The sequence below is a fragment of the Muribacter muris genome, from assembly GCF_001038205.1.
Classification (GTDB): Bacteria; Pseudomonadota; Gammaproteobacteria; order Enterobacterales; family Pasteurellaceae; genus Muribacter; species Muribacter muris.
On record NZ_JWIZ01000003.1, the window covers coordinates 1 to 14398 of the forward strand.

Sequence of the window (14398 nt, forward strand, 5' to 3'; positions counted from 1 at the left end):
ATCAAATTATTTCAATAGGTTAAAATCCGGACACACGCAGTGTGTCCCTACGAGTGAACAAAAAAACAACTTTGTGCAACTGCTACATAATATTGCAAAAATGCTAAAATATTTCCACCTTTTACTCATTTACTCATTTACTCATTTACTCATTTACTCATTTACTCATTAAAATAAGGAAACATTATGCTTACCAACTACGAAGAGACAATTTTCAGTAAAATTATCCGCAAAGAAATTCCGGCGGCGATTGTCTATCAAGACGATCTGGTTACCGCCTTTCGTGATATCGCTCCGCAGGCGAAAACCCATATTTTGATTGTGCCGAACAAATTTATCCCGACCGTCAATCACGTTAGCGAAGAAGATGAGCCGGCATTGGGGCGTTTGTTCACCGTGGCGGCAAAAATCGCCAAGCAAGAGGGCATTGATGAAAGCGGCTACCGTTTGATTATGAATTGTAACCAGCACGGCGGGCAGGAAGTGTTCCATATTCATATGCACTTGGTTGGGGGCGAACCGCTAGGCAAAATGTTGGCGAAATAAGATGGCAAGCCGTTTTTTTCTAATTGCATTTTGCTCACTGCTTTTAACCGCTTGCGGCAGTTCTCCCGTCAGCTATTTGCCGAGCGGGAAGCAGCCGATCGTCAATATTGAGGCACACATTCACGAACGGATTGAGGTGGACGCCCGCAGCGAGCGGTTACAGGTTAAAAACCTTACCCAAGCCGACTTGGCGGTATTCTACAAATTATTTTGGTATGACAAACAGGGCGTTACCCAAACCACAGCGGAGCGTCAGCCGTGGCAGTCGCTATGGCTGCTTCCTCAACAGAGTACAGCCTTGCCCCTGAAAAAACCTACCGAGGAAAGTGTGAATTACCGCATCTATCTGCGTGGGCAGAGGTAATGCCGCTGGATTGGCTGACGCAGACTCGGCGACAAGCGGTACGTTCTGTCGAAAATTTGCCGGGATTGACCGCTTGTAGTCAAAGGGTAGAGCTGACAAACGGCGAACGTTATGTGCTGCGTCATCAAACTTCACGGGCGAATCGTTGCGGGATAGACTATCGCCAAGAAGCCCACCTGCTTTCGCAGATTGCCCCGCTCGGTTTCAGCCCCAAGCCGCTCTATCATACGGAGAAGGCCAGCCTACTCAGTTGGATTGAGGGACAAACGGCAACTGAATTTAGTCCGACGTTACTCAAAATGTTGGCGTGCCGTTTGGCAACCTTGCATACTTTTGACGTGCAGGCGGAAAAGGGTAGCGAAGCACTTATGCCCTTTGATCTTGCCCAACGTTGTCAATTTTTTTGGCAACAGTTAGCCCCTGATGTGCGGCAAAAACTCCCTTTTTCACCACCTTTCCCGACCATTTCACCGTTTAAGCGGGCGATTTGTCATCACGATCTGCATTTGCAAAATATCGTACTTAACCACGGCGAACTCTTTCTGATTGATTGGGAATATGCCGCCCTCTCCGATCCGGCACTGGATATTGCTTTATTTTTTGCCGCTAACCCGCTCAATATAACACAGCAAGCGGTTTTTTTACGGCACTATTTTGCAAAAACCGGCTTTGAACCGACCGCTTTCCGTCTCAAAATGGCACAATATGCGCAGGAAGTGCCGAAATTAAGCCAATTATGGTTTTTGTTGTAGCCAGACAGACATAAAATCGCTATACTTCGCCCACTTAAAAAATTTATGTTGATTTTTTAGACGAAATTGTTTAAAAAATGTAAACAAACTACACTTAGTGAGAGGTAAAAAGAATTGATCAAATCAGGTCGTGCATTGTTTGCGAAATTGATGGCACTCGCCGTTGCATTTAGCGCAATGAGTGTGCAGGCAGCGGAAAAACTGTATGTCTATAACTGGACGGAGTATGTGCCGTCTTCATTGTTGGAAAAATTTACCAAGGAAACCGGCATTGAGGTGATTTATTCCACCTTTGAAAGTAATGAGGAAATGTATTCCAAACTGAAATTAACTGATGGTGCGAGCTACGATTTAGTGTTTCCGTCTAGCTATTACGTCGGCAAAATGGCAAAAGAGGGAATGTTGGCGGAAATTGACAAAAGCCAACTCACTCAGTTTGAGAATGTCAGTAAAGCCTTGATGGGCAAGCCGTTTGATCCGGAAAACAAATTCTCGCTCCCTTATGTGTACGGACTGACCGGCATCGGCGTGAACAGTGCGGAGATCGACCCTAACCAGCTAACGAGCTGGGCGGATCTCTGGAAACCCGAATTTAAAGGCAAAGTCTTGCTGATGAACGATGCCCGTGAAGTGTTCCATATTGCTCACCTACTAAACGGCACGTCGCCGAACAGCGAAGATGAAGCGGAGATTAAAGCGGCTTATGAGCGTTTAACCCAGTTAGTGCCGAATGTGCTGGTATTTAATTCCGACTCGCCTGAAATGCCTTATTTGCAAGGGGAAGTAGCGGTTGGAATGCAGTGGACTGGCTCGGCACACCGGGCGAAAAGCGAAAATCCTGATCTCAAATTTATTTTCCCGAAAGAAGGGGCGGTGATTTGGATGGATAACTACGCAATTCCTAAAAATGCCAAAAATAAAGCGGCGGCACATAAATTTATTGACTTCTTATTGCGTCCTGAAAGTGCCAAAGAGGTGATTGAAACAATGGGTTTTTCAATGCCGAATGAAAATGTGAAAGCCTTGCTGTCCGAAGAAATGGTGAATGACCCTTTGATTTTCCCGCCGCTTGATGAGATCGAGAAAGGCATTTTGCAAAGTGATGTCGGCGAGGCTGTCGATATTTATGAAAAATATTGGAATTTACTAAGAACCAACAACAACCGTTAGGAGGCTAAAATGTCAACACACAACTTAACTACAGCAAACCCGGGTCCACTTGGTTTATGCGGTTTCGCACTGACGACTTGGTTACTGAGCTTAATCAATAACGGCACATTTGGCGGCGAAAATGTCGGCTTGGTGCTAGCGATGGGCTTTGCCTTTGGCGGTACGGCACAGATGATTGCGGGAATGTTTGAATTTTCAAAAGGCAACAGCTTTGGCTTTACTGCATTTATCAGCTACGGCGCATTTTGGTGGTCGTTTGCGTTATTCAAGGTCTTTTTTGCAGCAAGTGTATCGGCGGAATTTGTCGGCTGGTACTTGGTTGCGTGGGGGACGTTCACCCTAATGATGTTTATCGGCACTTTAGCTAAGGCTCGTGCGTTACAAGCGATTTTCTTGGCATTAACCATCACTTTCTACCTGTTGGCAGCCGGTGATTTTACCCATAATGCCACCCTTACCCATATCGGCGGTAACTTCGGCTTATTAACCGCATTATTAGCGTTCTATTTAGCGGCAGCGGAAATTATCAACGAAAGTTTCGGTCGTACCGTATTGCCGATTGGCGCGCCAAAAGCCTAATTGCAAGCGGTCGGATTAGCCGAAAAGATTGCACTTTAGCAACGCTTTAGTGATGAACGCCACTCTGGTGTTGGTGAAAACAGATTGAAATGATTTTACTAATAGCCTGTGTGGTTGTTCCTCAAAGTTAAAGCATCAATGTTATGCAACGGCTATTCAATATTGAAAACCCATCGTAGAAACGATGGGTTTTATATTTTTCTTCGATTGTTTGCAAAGAAATAATGCAATATATTAAGGAGCATATTTAGCAATATTATGTACCAGTTGCACAAAGTTGTTTTTTATTCGCTCGTAGGGACACACGCAGTGTGTCCGGATTTTAACCTATTGAAATAATTTGATTTTTATAAAGGACACACGCAATGTGTCCCTAATTCTGTTAAAATGTCTATTTTTGTGCATTTGCTACATAATACTGCACTTTAGATTGAGGCGGGCTATATCTGACTACGCTTAGCCCCCCTTCAACCATACCGATTATTTTTTCAATAATCTTTGGCTATTGAGCACCACCGTAACCGAAGAGAGAGCCATTGCTGCTGCGGCAATCATCGGATTAAGCAACCAGCCGGTAACGGGATAAAGCACGCCGGCAGCTAACGGAATGCTGATCGCATTGTACACAAATGCACCAAACAGACTTTGTTTCATATTGGCTAACACCTGTTTGGAGAACGGCAAAACGGCGGCTAACGGCTGAAGCCCGCTTTGCATCAGGGATAGATCGGCGGTTTCCACGGCAATTTCACTGCCGTGATACATCGCAATGCCGACATTAGCTTGGGCGAGAGCAGGGCTATCGTTGATGCCATCACCGATCATTGCTACCTTTCTCCTCTCTGCTTGTAAACCTTGAATATGTACAGCTTTTTGTTCCGGCAGTACCTCGGCAATCACCTGTTCAATTCCCAGCTGCGAAGCGTAATATTCCGCGGTTTGTTGGCGATCACCCGTGAGCATCAGACATTGATAGCCTTGGGCGTGAAATTGGGCGATCACTTGCTTGGCTTCTGGGCGGAGCTGATCGGCTAAATAAAAAACGCCGAGAGTGCGGTTATCCACCGCGATAAACACTTGCGTGCCAACCGATTTTGAGTGAATGAGTTGCTGTTGCTCGGTGTCGGTGAGTGTCTCTCGGAATAAGGCAAAATGCCGATTACCGATTTGAACGTTGGCAGTGCCGTTATCTGCCATAATCCCTTGCCCTTTCACGATTTGAATATTGTTCAGCGTGCAAGCGGTGTGTTGTGTGCAAAATGTTACAATGGCTTTGGCTATCGGGTGAGATGCGTGCTGCTCAAGGCTTTTGGCAAGGCGGAGTAATTCATCTCGATCCGCATTGTTAAAGGTGTCAAAGCGGCTGACCTGCATTTCACCGGTGGTGAGCGTCCCTGTTTTATCGAACACGAGGGTATCGACTTCACTGCCGGCTTGTAACGCCTCAATGTTGCGGACTAACACCCCCAATTCTGCGGCACGGGCAACGCCGGCAATGGTGGAAAGGGGGATCGCCAGTCCTAAAGCACAGGGGCAGGCTATAATCAGCACGGTGGTGAAAACAGACAGGGCAAAATCAAACTCTTTGCCGAGTAGCAGCCAAATAGCCGCACTGATTACGGCAAGGCTGACGACAACCGGCACAAAAACCGCGGCGACTTTATCGACCCACTGGGCAAGCGGCGGTTTACTGGACTGGGCGTGGCGAACCGCGTGAATAATGCGGGCAAGGGCGGTTTGTGCGCCGACTTGCTCGGCAATGTACACCCCAGCACCGTCTTGCACCAGTGTGCCGGCACGCACTTTTGCACCGGCTTTTTTCTCAATCGGCAAGGCTTCGCCGGTCAGCATTGATTCGTCCACCCAAATTGTGCCGCTTTCCACTATACCGTCCACCGCCAGTCGATCGCCCGTGTGTGCTTGAAGGCGCATCATCGGTTTGATTGCTTTAACCGGCAACGGTTTTGCAAGATCTCCGTCTAAAACGACCGCTTGTTGCGGGGCGAGATCGAGCAATTTTTCTAAGGCGAGGGAAGAACGCTGCTTGGCTTTCAGCTCTAAAAATTTGCCGAGATTTAAAAAGCCGATAATCATCACGCTGGCTTCATAATAAAGGTGTGCTTGCGAGCTGGGATTGAGCGTTAAATAAAATGAGTAGAGGAAAGCTACGCCGGTACTGAGGGCAATAAGTGTATCCATCGTGGCGGCACGATTTTTCAGGCTATGCCACGCTCCCGTGAAAAAATGCCGCCCGCTCGCATACATTGTGCAGGCGGTAACGCCCGCCCACATTAGCCAAATCGGGCGGTTTGCCTCGCTGACAGTCATTCCTCCTATCAACCCATAGCCCATTAGCGCAAAGCCAACGGCAAGGGCTAGGCTGAATTGGCGCTTTTTATGGGTGAGCATTGCTTGGGTTTGCTGCTGTTGCTTCTCCCGCCGTGTTTGCTCGCTTTCCAATAATTCTGCGCCAAACCCGATTTTTGTTACCGCTTGAATCACCGCATCGGCACTCACATTCCCTTGTACAAAGGCAGTTTGATCCGCCAAATTGACCGATGCCAATTCGACGTTAGGCAGCCGCCCGATCACGGTTTCAACTCGGCGAACACAGGCAGCGCAGTGTAAGCCGTTGAGTAAAAATTGCTGTTCCATTGTTGCTCCTGCGGTTTAACAAGCGGTCAGTTTCGGCTAGATTTTTGCATCAAAACCGATGTCGATGACGGTATCAATTAACGTTTGAGCCTCTTCTTCGCTCTCAATCACGGCAGTTTGAGCGGCTAAATCAACAGACACTCGGCGGACGGTCGGTAATTGGTTGAGGGCGTTTTCAACGCTTTTGACGCAGTGTTGGCAGTGTAAACCGCCGAGTTTTAATGTGGTTGTTACCATTTTGTTTTCCTCTTGAGTTTGATAAAGTAGCTGCATCATAAACCTTTACCCTAAGTTAAAGTCAAGCATAATGAATATTAGTCAAGCCTCTAAACTTAGCGGGCTTTCCGCCAAACAAATTCGAGATTATGAAAAAGCAGGGCTGCTGCCTGAAATGGCACGTTCGGCATCGGGCTACCGCCTTTATAGCGATAAGATGTTGGCGCGGTTACATTTTATCGGCAATGCCCGTAAAGTCGGCTTTTCCCTTGCCCAAATCGGTGAGTTGTTAAAATTAAATGACGATAGTCAGCGTTCCAGCCGTGAGGTAAAACAGCTTACCGAACAGCATATCCTTGAATTAAAAGCGAAAATTGCCGATTTGGAGGCAATGGTTTCCTTGTTACAGAGTTGGCATTGCGCCTGTCAAGGCAACGAAAAGCCGGAATGTTCCATTTTACAAGGGCTGGAAAAGCATAATTTTTGATTGTCCCGTTTCGACTAATTCGTTAAAATTCACCCCTGTGTTTATTTACAATAAAGAGCCAAGTTATGTCTGAAAAACGCTACGGTGCCGATGAAATCACCGTGTTAAAAGATCTCGAACCGGTGCAGTTACGCCCCGGAATGTACACCGATACCTCCCGCCCGAACCATTTAGGGCAAGAGGTGATCGATAACAGTGTCGATGAAGCGTTATCAGGCTTTGCCAATCACATTGAAGTGATCCTGCACAGCGACAATTCCCTTGAGGTAACGGATAACGGGCGGGGAATGCCGGTCGATATTCATTCCACCGAAAAAATATCGGGCGTAGAGCTTATTCTTACCAAATTGCACGCAGGCGGTAAGTTCTCTAACAAAAATTACACTTTCTCCGGCGGTTTGCACGGGGTGGGAATTTCGGTGGTGAATGCCTTGTCGGAACGGGTGGAAATCACGATTAAACGCAACGGCAATATTTATACGATTGCGTTTGCCAACGGCGTAAAAGTCGAAGAATTGACAATCGTGGGGCAATGCCCAAAACGTCAAACGGGGACGACAGTACGTTTTTACCCGAACCCGAAATATTTTGATTCGCCGAAATTTTCCGTCAGCCGCCTGCGTCATTTATTGCGCGCAAAAGCGGTACTTTGCCCGAAATTGACCATTCACTTTACCGATCATATCAACCAGCAGCAAGAAACGTGGTATTACGAAGACGGTATCGCTGACTACCTCAATGAAGCCTTGCAGCAGTATGAAACGTTACCGAATCCGCCGTTTATGTGCGATGTGGTGAATGAAACGGAGGCGGTCAGTTGCGCATTAACGTGGCTACCGGAGGGCGGAGAGTTAATTACCGAGAGTTATGTGAATTTGATCCCGACCTCACTGGGCGGCACGCACGTGAACGGTTTGCGTCAAGGGTTATTCAAAGCGATGAGTACCTTCTGTGAGCAGCATAACTTGTTGCCAAGAGGGGTAAAGTTGGCGGCTGATGATGTGTGGAATCGCTGTGCTTATGTGCTGTCGCTCAAAATTCAGGAACCGCAGTTTGCAGGGCAAACCAAAGAGCGGCTTTCTTCCCGTCAAGCCTCCGGCTATGTGGATAATATCGTGCAAGATGCGTTTATTTTGTGGCTCAACCAAAATGTGCAGCTAGGGCAACAATTGGCGGAAATGGCAATTAGTTCGGCACAAAACCGCTTGAAAGCGGAGAAAAAAGTGGTGCGTAAGAAGCTGGTAAGCGGGCCGGCATTGCCGGGAAAACTGGCGGATTGCACTCAGCAGGATTTAAGCCGAACCGAACTGTTTTTGGTGGAGGGCGATTCTGCGGGCGGCTCGGCACGGCAGGCACGGGATAAAGAATACCAAGCCATTTTGCCGCTACGGGGTAAAATTCTCAACACTTGGGAAGTGTCGCCGGATCAAGTGTTAGCCTCGGCCGAAGTACACGATATTGCAGTGGCAATGGGGATTGATCCCGATAGCGATGATTTAAGCCAGCTCCGCTACGGTAAAGTGTGCATTTTAGCCGATGCGGACTCGGACGGGCTGCACATAGCGACTTTGTTGTGTGCCTTGTTCCTACGCCATTTTCCGGCATTAGTGAAAAACGGACACGTTTATGTGGCGATGCCGCCCCTTTATCGCATTGATATTGGTAAAAATGAGGTACATTACGCCCTTGATGAAGCGGAAAAAGAGGCAATTTTAGCCCGACTTGCCAAGAAAAAAGGCACACCGAGTGTGCAGCGTTTTAAAGGGCTGGGGGAGATGAACCCCGAGCAGTTGTGTGAAACGACAATGGATCCGAATACACGCCGTTTAGTACAGCTTACTTTTGAAGATAAGGAAGAACAGGCGGACGGTAGCACCACGTTGGAGCTGATGGATATGCTGTTGGCGAAAAAACGTGCGGAAGATCGTAAACAATGGCTTCAAGACCGAGGTAATGAAGCCGATTTGGCGGTATAAGATGAAACGCGGCTTTGTTTGCGGGTTGCTGTTGGTAGCTTTGTCAGTAGGTGCAAAAGAGAGTGCAGAGCGTGTAGTACCGGCAGGGGGAATTGATAAAGCCTTGTTAGGACAAATTCTGTTCTTCGATCATCGGCTTTCATTTAACGGCACGCAAAATTGTGCGACGTGCCATAACCCTGATGCCGCTTTTATTGATACTCGCCAAAATAGTGGGCAGGGAATGGTGTCGCAAGGGGATAATCCCGCACTATTTGGTGTGCGTAACTCGCCGACTATTCTCTATGCGAGATTTTCGCCCGAATTTCATTTCGATCCCGAAAGCCAAAGCTATATCGGCGGGCAGTTTTGGGACGGTCGGGCGGATAATTTGCAAAAACAAGCCGGAATGCCACCGCTTGATCCATTAGAAATGGGAATGCCCGATGAACTAAGCCTCGCTAAACGGCTATTATATACGCCGATGTATGTTAATCTTCTTACCCAACATTACGGCGAGAAAGTTTGGAATACGGTTGATGATGTATATAGCGCAATGGAAGATGCGTTAGCCACGTTCCAAAAAGAGAGCGCACTGCTTGCGCCGTTTGATTCGAAATACGATAGATCCCTCAAAGGAGAATATAGACTGACGCCGCTTGAGGCACAAGGCAAAGAACTCTTTTTTAATCCCGAAAAAACACATTGCAGCCGTTGCCACCTTAGACATTCCGATCAACCTCATTCTCAAGAAACCTTTACCAATTACCATTATGAAAATATTGGCGTGCCGAGTAATCCTGCGTTAATCAAGCATAATGGCTTGCCTGCCGATTATATCGACCGAGGGTTGGGAGGCAATCCTAAGGCTGCGGGCGATCCTCACCAAATGGGCAAGTTTAAAGTACCGACCCTGCGCAATGTTGCCGTAACTCCGCCTTATATGCACAATGGGGTATTTAAAGAACTGAAAACAGTGTTGCTTTATTTGGATAGTTTCAATAATCCGAAACGAAAGAATAACCCTGAAACCAATCAGCCTTGGGCGGAAGCCGAGTACCCGCCGACTGTGGCGCATAAAATGTTAAAAGCCCCTCCGCTTTCCGATGCCGAGATTGAGGCTTTGGAAGCATTTTTAAAGACATTAACAGATGCCCGTTATGAGTAAGACTTGAGAGTGCTTGAGCAAGGGTTCTCGCCCAAATTCATAAAATGCGCTCCATAAACGGTTTTTCTTTTAGAATTGACATAAATTCGGTAGAATACGCAAACGTTTGCGATTTAAGCAAGCGGTTGAATTTATCCCCTTTTTTGCAATTATCTTGAGAGAAATTTATGAATATTCTAATTATTGGTAACGGCGGGCGTGAACACGCACTGGCGTGGAAAGTTCGTCAATCGCCTTTGGCAACTAACGTGTTTGTCGCACCGGGCAATGCAGGGACGGCATTAGAGTCGGGTATTGAAAATGTGGCGATTTCGGCGACTGATGTGCCGGCGTTGGTTGAGTTTGCGAAAAATAACGATATTGGGCTGACGATTGTCGGGCCTGAAGCCCCTTTGGTGATCGGTGTTGTCGATGCCTTTCGTGCTGCCGGCTTAACGATTTTTGGCCCGACGCAAGCCGCCGCACAATTAGAAGGCTCAAAAGCGTTTACAAAAGATTTTTTAGCCCGCCACCGTATCCCAACCGCAGAGTACCAAAATTTTACCGAGATTGAACCAGCACTTGCTTATTTGCGTGAGAAAGGTGCGCCGATCGTCATCAAAGCGGACGGTTTAGCTGCCGGTAAAGGTGTGATTGTCGCAATGACTTTGCAGGAAGCGGAAGACGCGGTTAAAGATATGCTCTCCGGTAATGCCTTTGGTGAAGCGGGTAGCCGTGTTGTTATTGAAGAATTTTTAGACGGTGAAGAAGCAAGTTTCATTGTAATGGTGGACGGCGAACACGTTGAACCAATGGCAACCAGCCAAGATCACAAGCGGGTCGGCGAGGGGGATAAAGGCTTGAACACCGGCGGAATGGGCGCATATTCGCCTGCACCGGTGGTAACCCCCGATATTCACCAACGTATTATGCAGGAAGTGATTTATCCGACCGTTAAGGGAATGGCGGCGGAAAATAACCATTATACCGGTTTTCTCTATGCCGGTTTGATGATTATGCCGGACGGGCAGCCGAAAGTGATTGAATTTAACTGCCGTTTTGGTGATCCGGAAACTCAACCGATTATGATGCGCTTGGAATCTGATTTGGTTGAGCTTTGCATAAAAGCCTGTGAAGGCAAGCTGAATGAAGTGCAATCTAAATGGTGTGAACAGGCTGCGTTAGGTATCGTACTTGCGGCGGAAGGCTACCCAGGAGATTATCGTAAGGGCGATGAAATTCAAGGTATTGCTGCCGCACAACACGGACAGAAAGTCTTTTTAGCCGGTGTGGAACAAAAAGCGGGGAAATTACTGACGAATGGCGGACGTGTGTTATGTGCCACCGCTCTCGGCGAGAGTGTTTTCGATGCTCAGCAACAAGCCCTTAAACTTGCCGAACAAATTCAATGGCAAGGTCGTTTCTATCGCCGAGATATTGGCTATCGTGCAGTTGCCCGTGAGCAAGCCTCATAAACAAGCGGTTACTTTTTGTAATTTCTTTGCAATACATATGTTAGGATTACAGGGACGCCAAGTTGGCGTCCTTTTAATATGAGAATAATACGATGGTTATAATAACATCAGTATGTGTTCTCTAAGTTGCCGTAAACTAAGTTTATCTCACGGTCGGAGTGTATCGAAAATAGGTAAAATTTCTTATCGTCTTATGCAATAAAAAAGCACGCTTTGGCGTGCTTTTTGGCTAGATGATAAACGTTATCAGAATTAGTCTTTCTTCCGCAACACTAGCTGGCTGAGTACCACGAGTGCTAAAGAGAAGATAATCATAATGGTTGCGAGAGCGTTTACTTCCGGTGTTACCCCTGTTTTTACCAATGAGAAGATTTTCAGTGGCAATACTTCGTAGCTTGCACTGGTAACAAATGAAGAAACCACTACATCATCAAGGGAGATTGTGAAACTTAATAACCAACCGGAGATGATCGCAGGGAGTAACAACGGCAGCAGAATTTTACGCAAGATCGTTAATTCGCCCGCACCGAGATCTTTCGCTGCTTCCAACATTTTACCGTCAAAATCGTTCAAACGAGATGAAACGGTAACGACCACATAGGGTAAACAGAACGTAATGTGTGCCAACAGTAGCGACCAAAAGCCAAGAGAGACACCCACTAACATAAACAGCGCCAGTAGGGAGACTGCCATTACAATATCCGGCGACATCATTACGACAAATAACATTCCGCCGACAAACTGTTTACCACGGAAGCGGTAACGGTATAACGCAATCGAGGTTAATGCACCGATTAAAGTCGCAAAGGTTGCCGCAAAAAATGCAATAGTGATGGAGTGAACGGCGGATTGAATCAACGTATCATTGTTAAACAGGCGTTCATACCAATTCCAGCTAAATCCTTTCCAGCTTAAGCCGTAGCGATCCGCATTAAATGAATTAACCACTAAAATGATGATTGGAATGTACAAATAGGCGTACACGACAAACATAAAAAGGCTTTTAAAAACACGCTTCATTATTCTAACTCCACCTTCTTATTCATCAATTTATTTGCTCGGTAGTAAATGTATAACATCAATGCCATCAATACGGTTAAGCCGATACTGATTGCCGAGCCGAACGGCCAGTTACGGGTAACGAGAAATTCGCTCTTAATAATATTACCGACGAGCAAGACTTTTGCACCGCCGAGTAAGTCTGCAACATAGAACATTCCCATTGCCGGTAGCAATACCAATAAACAGCCTGCCACAATGCCCGGCATTGTAAGCGGGATAATAATGCGGATAAAACGTTGGAAAGCGTTTGCGCCTAAGTCTTTGGCTGCTTCTAACAAGCGTCCGTCAATTTTCTCAATCGAAGAGTAGAGCGGTAAAATCATAAACGGCAATAAAATATAAACCAAGCCGATGACAACCGCTGCTTCGGTATTGAGAATCCGGATTGGCTGGTCAATAATCCCAAGGGTTAAGAGTGTACTGTTAAGCACCCCTTTGACTCCAAGGAAAATCTTCATTCCGTAAATGCGGATAAGCGAGTTTGTCCAGAACGGTAATACCACCAAAAAGAGTAAAAACGGTCGATATTTTGCCGGCAATTTCGCTATCACGAAAGCAAACGGATAGCCAATCACCAAACAGATCAAGGTGGAAATCCCCGCCATATAGAAGGAATTCCACAGCACTTGTGAATAAAGTGGGTCAATTAACCGCTTGTAGCTATCCAATGAAAAGCTGAATTCAATGAGATTGCTACTGTCTTTCGTCATAAAGCTGGTGAACAGCACCAGCAAATTCGGGATTAAGACAAAGAAAATTAACCAACCAAAGATCACCGCAACGGTGATATTTTGGAATTTATGACTAGTGATCTTCATCGTTTAGTACAACCTCCCAACCTTCGTGCCAGGTTAATGCCACTTTTTGACCGACTGAGTGGTCAATATGCGGATCGTCTTCGTTAAAAAATTCGCTAACTAACACTTTCATATTGTTGTGATCCAACACAATGTTAGATTCAAGGGTCATTCCTTTATAGGTACGGTCGCTGACGTGTCCGATAATGGCTTTGGAACTCTCGTTTTCATCCAATTCTTCGATCACAATATCTTCAGGGCGTAATAACACTTTCAGTTTTTGTTGAGGTTGTACTGCAATGTCGGTGTGAATTTCGCAAATACGCCCTTCAACGTTCGCTTTTACGGTTTTGTCGCTGATGCGTTCAATCACGGTTGCATCAAAGACGTTGATTTCACCGATAAAGCGTGCGACAAAGAGATTTTTCGGATCTTCGTAGATTTCACGAGGCGAACCGTCTTGTTCAATATTGCCTTTGTTCATTACGATAATCCGATCGGACATTGTCAAGGCTTCTTCTTGGTCGTGAGTAACGAAAATAAAGGTGATGCCGAGCTGACGTTGTAGAGCTTTCAGCTCGTTTTGCATCTCTTTACGCAGTTTGTAGTCAAGAGCGGATAGAGATTCGTCTAACAAAAGCACTTTCGGTTGATTGACAACGGCACGGGCAATAGCAATACGTTGTTGCTGACCGCCGGAAAGTTGGGACGGCTTGCGTTGTGCCATTTCTTCCAAGCGTACCATTCGCAAGGCTTCCATTACTCTCGGCTTAATTTGATCGTTCGGCACTTTCTGCATTTTTAAACCAAATGCAACATTCTCAAAAATAGTCATATGAGGGAAAAGTGCATAACTTTGGAAAACCGTATTTACCGGGCGTTGTTCGGCAGGGATATCCGATACGTCTTGCCCGTCAAGGATAATTGAACCGTCCGTGAGTTCTTCAAAACCGGCGATTAAACGTAACACGGTGGTTTTACCGCAGCCTGATGGGCCGAGAATAGTTAAAAATTCACCGTCATTAATCGTCAGATTTAAGCCATCAATAATCGTTTTTTCACCGTAACGTTTAGTGATAGAACGAAGTTCAATAATTGGTTTTTGTGCTAACTTTTCCATTTATTTTTGTTTTCCCCCTGGGAGTCTTGAGAAAATGCAAAATCTGAATAGAGATTCAGTCCAAAAAAAGCGC

At 46.3% G+C, this 14398-nt stretch carries 14 protein-coding genes; 9 read left to right on the plus strand and 5 right to left on the minus strand.

Annotated features, from left to right (window positions below; genetic code table 11):
• The first annotated feature begins 186 nt into the window (after positions 1–186).
• The 5 genes from hinT (at position 187) to RO21_RS00655 (ending at position 3411) form a co-directional block, all read left to right on the plus strand.
• A complete protein-coding gene (gene hinT / locus RO21_RS00635) occupies positions 187–546 on the plus strand; it encodes a purine nucleoside phosphoramidase (protein ID WP_047975867.1) in 360 nt (119 codons plus the stop codon).
• A gap of 1 nt (position 547) precedes the next feature.
• A complete protein-coding gene (locus tag RO21_RS00640) occupies positions 548–910 on the plus strand; it encodes a YcfL family putative periplasmic lipoprotein (protein ID WP_047975868.1) in 363 nt (120 codons plus the stop codon).
• The gene (locus RO21_RS00645; RefSeq protein WP_241482340.1) at positions 817–1662 is read left to right on the plus strand and encodes a phosphotransferase; all 846 of its coding nucleotides are present in this window, start codon (positions 817–819) and stop codon (positions 1660–1662) included. Before RO21_RS00640 ends, RO21_RS00645 begins: the two co-directional genes overlap by 94 nt.
• 150 nt (positions 1663–1812) lie before the next feature.
• Positions 1813–2832, plus strand: a complete 1020-nt coding sequence (locus tag RO21_RS00650; RefSeq protein WP_084724224.1) for an extracellular solute-binding protein — start codon at positions 1813–1815, stop codon at positions 2830–2832.
• A gap of 9 nt (positions 2833–2841) precedes the next feature.
• On the plus strand, positions 2842–3411 hold the full coding sequence (locus tag RO21_RS00655) for an acetate uptake transporter (protein ID WP_047975871.1): 570 nt from the start codon (positions 2842–2844) through the stop codon (positions 3409–3411).
• A 480-nt stretch (positions 3412–3891) separates the two neighbouring features.
• Here RO21_RS00655 and RO21_RS00660 read toward each other — a convergent pair whose 3' ends face one another.
• Both RO21_RS00660 and RO21_RS00665 read right to left on the minus strand, forming a co-directional pair.
• Entirely contained in the window at positions 3892–6066 is a 2175-nt protein-coding gene (locus RO21_RS00660) for a heavy metal translocating P-type ATPase (protein WP_047975872.1), read from the minus strand.
• A 36-nt stretch (positions 6067–6102) separates the two neighbouring features.
• Entirely contained in the window at positions 6103–6342 is a 240-nt protein-coding gene (locus tag RO21_RS00665) for a heavy-metal-associated domain-containing protein (protein ID WP_241482341.1), read from the minus strand.
• 31 nt (positions 6343–6373) lie between these two features.
• On the opposite strand from RO21_RS00665, the gene RO21_RS00670 reads away from it, so the two are divergent.
• The 4 genes from RO21_RS00670 (at position 6374) to purD (ending at position 11346) form a co-directional block, all read left to right on the plus strand.
• Complete coding sequence (locus RO21_RS00670; protein ID WP_047975873.1) at positions 6374–6769, plus strand: MerR family DNA-binding protein; 396 nt, start codon at positions 6374–6376, stop codon at positions 6767–6769.
• A gap of 65 nt (positions 6770–6834) precedes the next feature.
• A complete protein-coding gene (gene parE, locus RO21_RS00675) occupies positions 6835–8745 on the plus strand; it encodes a DNA topoisomerase IV subunit B (RefSeq protein WP_047975874.1) in 1911 nt (636 codons plus the stop codon).
• Between the two features lies 1 nt (position 8746).
• Entirely contained in the window at positions 8747–9892 is a 1146-nt protein-coding gene (locus RO21_RS00680; RefSeq protein ID WP_047975875.1) for a cytochrome-c peroxidase, read from the plus strand.
• 167 nt (positions 9893–10059) lie between these two features.
• Entirely contained in the window at positions 10060–11346 is a 1287-nt protein-coding gene (purD, locus tag RO21_RS00685; RefSeq protein WP_047975876.1) for a phosphoribosylamine--glycine ligase, read from the plus strand.
• Between the two features lie 252 nt (positions 11347–11598).
• On the opposite strand, the gene potC is transcribed toward purD, so the two are convergent.
• Genes potC through potA form a run of 3 tightly spaced genes read right to left on the minus strand, consistent with a single transcriptional unit; the run spans position 11599 to position 14325 of the window.
• Positions 11599–12366 (minus strand): spermidine/putrescine ABC transporter permease PotC, encoded by a 768-nt coding sequence (potC, locus tag RO21_RS00690; RefSeq protein ID WP_047975877.1) that lies wholly within the window; start codon positions 12364–12366, stop codon positions 11599–11601.
• Positions 12366–13226: a spermidine/putrescine ABC transporter permease PotB gene (potB, locus tag RO21_RS00695; RefSeq protein ID WP_047975878.1), complete on the minus strand. Its 861-nt coding sequence runs from the start codon at positions 13224–13226 to the stop codon at positions 12366–12368. The genes potC and potB overlap by 1 nt, the downstream gene beginning before the upstream one ends.
• On the minus strand, positions 13213–14325 hold the full coding sequence (potA, locus tag RO21_RS00700) for a spermidine/putrescine ABC transporter ATP-binding protein PotA (protein WP_047975879.1): 1113 nt from the start codon (positions 14323–14325) through the stop codon (positions 13213–13215). Before potA ends, potB begins: the two co-directional genes overlap by 14 nt.
• Positions 14326–14398: the final 73 nt, after the last annotated feature.

Coding starts and splice junctions, on each gene's coding strand:
- hinT (WP_047975867.1), top strand. CDS start 187: ATGCTTACCAACTACGAAGAGACAATTTTCAGTAAAATTATCCGCAAA.
- RO21_RS00640 (WP_047975868.1), top strand. CDS start 548: ATGGCAAGCCGTTTTTTTCTAATTGCATTTTGCTCACTGCTTTTAACC.
- RO21_RS00645 (WP_241482340.1), top strand. CDS start 817: ATGGCTGCTTCCTCAACAGAGTACAGCCTTGCCCCTGAAAAAACCTAC.
- RO21_RS00650 (WP_084724224.1), top strand. CDS start 1,813: ATGGCACTCGCCGTTGCATTTAGCGCAATGAGTGTGCAGGCAGCGGAA.
- RO21_RS00655 (WP_047975871.1), top strand. CDS start 2,842: ATGTCAACACACAACTTAACTACAGCAAACCCGGGTCCACTTGGTTTA.
- RO21_RS00660 (WP_047975872.1), bottom strand. CDS start 6,066: ATGGAACAGCAATTTTTACTCAACGGCTTACACTGCGCTGCCTGTGTT.
- RO21_RS00665 (WP_241482341.1), bottom strand. CDS start 6,342: ATGATGCAGCTACTTTATCAAACTCAAGAGGAAAACAAAATGGTAACA.
- RO21_RS00670 (WP_047975873.1), top strand. CDS start 6,374: ATGAATATTAGTCAAGCCTCTAAACTTAGCGGGCTTTCCGCCAAACAA.
- parE (WP_047975874.1), top strand. CDS start 6,835: ATGTCTGAAAAACGCTACGGTGCCGATGAAATCACCGTGTTAAAAGAT.
- RO21_RS00680 (WP_047975875.1), top strand. CDS start 8,747: ATGAAACGCGGCTTTGTTTGCGGGTTGCTGTTGGTAGCTTTGTCAGTA.
- purD (WP_047975876.1), top strand. CDS start 10,060: ATGAATATTCTAATTATTGGTAACGGCGGGCGTGAACACGCACTGGCG.
- potC (WP_047975877.1), bottom strand. CDS start 12,366: ATGAAGCGTGTTTTTAAAAGCCTTTTTATGTTTGTCGTGTACGCCTAT.
- potB (WP_047975878.1), bottom strand. CDS start 13,226: ATGAAGATCACTAGTCATAAATTCCAAAATATCACCGTTGCGGTGATC.
- potA (WP_047975879.1), bottom strand. CDS start 14,325: ATGGAAAAGTTAGCACAAAAACCAATTATTGAACTTCGTTCTATCACT.